Below are 573 nucleotides of genomic sequence, written 5' to 3' on the forward strand. Positions count from 1 at the left end.
TGATTGGCAGCGATGGTATCATCTAATACTTTAGCCATCCTTCCAACACTCTTTTGTTCAGCTTCATCAAGAGGTATAGCGATAGATATTTTTTTCACTTCGGTCCCTGATATTTCAGTAAATGTTGACCCTGATGCAAGTTTGTTGGCAATTTTACTAATTATTGGTTGCATTGCATAAATAAAATAAGGATATACACTTTTTAATATAAAAGACTGGAATCCTTGATTTGTTGCCGCAGGCTCATTTAGAATACCCATACTTCCGACTCCGGCACGGGAAGTCATTAATATTGAATCTTTTGGCATCAGCTTAGCTGAACTATGATCCAATCCATTCTTAGTTATTTTTATTCTAGATTCATTTAAAAATACTGAATGTCCAACTTCTGTTGGCGTAAACCAATTTATATCACCATCCCAGTAATCCTTATTTTTAGAATCCGGAGTACCTCCGCCTTGTATTCTTGCAATCTGTCCCAACTTACGCTGTTCCCAAACAAGGCCGCATGAATTCAAATAAATATTAAGAAAAGTACATTTATGTTTGGGAACAGCGTAAGTTAAAAGATGT

Annotated in this window: 1 protein-coding gene; it reads right to left on the reverse strand. The window is 35.8% G+C overall.

The annotated features are described in order from the left end of the window. A partial coding sequence (locus tag IV88_RS08975; protein ID WP_236698621.1) for a restriction endonuclease subunit S occupies nucleotides 1-482 on the reverse strand: 482 nt, incomplete at its 3' end. Nucleotides 483-573: the final 91 nt, after the last annotated feature.

The organism is Pediococcus argentinicus (genome assembly GCF_001437605.1).
GTDB lineage: Bacteria > Bacillota > Bacilli > Lactobacillales > Lactobacillaceae > Pediococcus > Pediococcus argentinicus.